Origin of the sequence: Microcoleus sp. S13_B4 (assembly GCF_036700885.1) — a bacterium.
In the GTDB taxonomy this organism is placed as follows: Bacteria; Cyanobacteriota; Cyanobacteriia; order Cyanobacteriales; family Microcoleaceae; genus Microcoleus.
In genome coordinates, this window is sequence record NZ_JAUBPU010000145.1 from 1 (window position 1) to 1,584 (window position 1,584).

Consider the following 1,584-nt stretch of genomic DNA (forward strand, 5'->3'; position numbering starts at 1 on the left):
TTCAAACTCAACTAAAGATAGGTTTTTATGTATCGATTCCACCCAATTATAATGGTTAATTATCTTTAACCTAAAAACAGGTGTCCTTTTTCCAAATAGACATAAAAACACACAAAAAACCCGGCGCCACCAGGTAGTAAGGTTCATGACCAAAAAAGTAATTGCAATAACTGTACCAGATGTATTATCAAGTTTTGCCATCACTCGATTTAGACCGAATCTTCGTTTACCTTGTCCGAACTTTCCCTCAATTGCATTGCGAATTCTCTCATCTTCTTTAGCTTGCTTTTTTTTTGATTTACTCACATTTGCTGGGGGTCTTCCTAATGGCGGCCCACTAATTCTAATGCCTCTTTCTTTACACCATGCTCGGTTTTCCCGATTTCGGTAAATGCGATCGGCATGAACGGACTCTGGATAATATCCTGTGAACCTATGATATGCTTCTACTTGGGCTTTCAAGTCCCCTGATTCGTTAAAATTATCCCAGCTCATCCGGTCTAAAAATACATATCCTTCAAAGCAGCTCGCTGATAGTTTGGCTCCAAACTCTACGCTTTTCCCGGCTTTTCCTCTGACAATAGGACGAATATGGGGTTGACTTAAACTTACTATTCTCTCCTCAATGCTCTGTTTATTGTTATCAAATAACCATTGCTGTTGGCGATAGACCTCTGTGAGGACTAGCAAGGTTTTATATTGCTTTTTGCTCAGGCGTTCTAGGAGCGCACCTGACTCGATTAGCTGTTCAATATGAGCGAGGTTTCTTCTGATATATTGAAGTTGTTTTTTAATTGCCTGTCTTTTTTTATTGCGGGATGGTCTTCTTTGTTTGGCTATTAATAAGTAATCTTTTCGGGCGAGATTACGGTAGGTTCTTGGTTTTTTCGGGATTTGACCTTTGAGCTGTTTATACAGGATATCTATGATTTTTTCGGTGTGAACTCGGGCTCTGTTTAATAGTCCTAAGTCGGTCGGATAACTAATATCGGCTGGAGCGCAGGTTGCATCTATGATTAGTTGTCCGCGATTGGGTGACTTATTTTTGGCGTCCGAATCCTTTTTTTTTTCGGGTTTGATTGGGGTGGTGGAGCGCATTTTTTCGACCATGCGTTCGTTGACTTGATTAATTAGGTTGGGACTGATTCGTTGCCGAAAGTGTACTAATAGAGATGGGTCAAATGCGAGTTCATTGCTGTAGCTTGATTGACCGATAAAGTATTGTAGATAGGGGTTTTCCCGGATCTGTTCTACCGTTTCGCGATCGCTAATTCCTAATTTTTCCTTAATAATTAATGCCCCCAATGCCATCCTAAACGATTTGGCTGGTGCACCCTTTGCTGCGGGGAAGTTGGCCGCATATTCTGATTCAAATTCAGACCACGGGATTATTTGGGCCATTTTTACCCAACGGTTGTCTGCTGACAATTTAGATCCGTTGGCTAGTTCAAAGTCTAAGGCTGGGAGGGGAGCAAGCTCAGCTTTTCTGTACACTTTCGCAGATGGTGATGCACGGGTTTTGATCTATTTTACCTGTTTTTCACGGCGATGACTCTCGAACGCACCAGTTCTTAACCCAGGCCA

Annotated in this window: 1 protein-coding gene; it reads right to left on the reverse strand. The window is 41.8% G+C overall.

Features of this window, described 5'->3' with window-relative positions; translation table 11 throughout:
- The coding region (locus tag QT994_RS27625; RefSeq protein ID WP_333180315.1) for an IS5 family transposase at positions 1–1,494 on the reverse strand (1,494 nt) is incomplete at its 3' end.
- Positions 1,495–1,584: the final 90 nt, after the last annotated feature.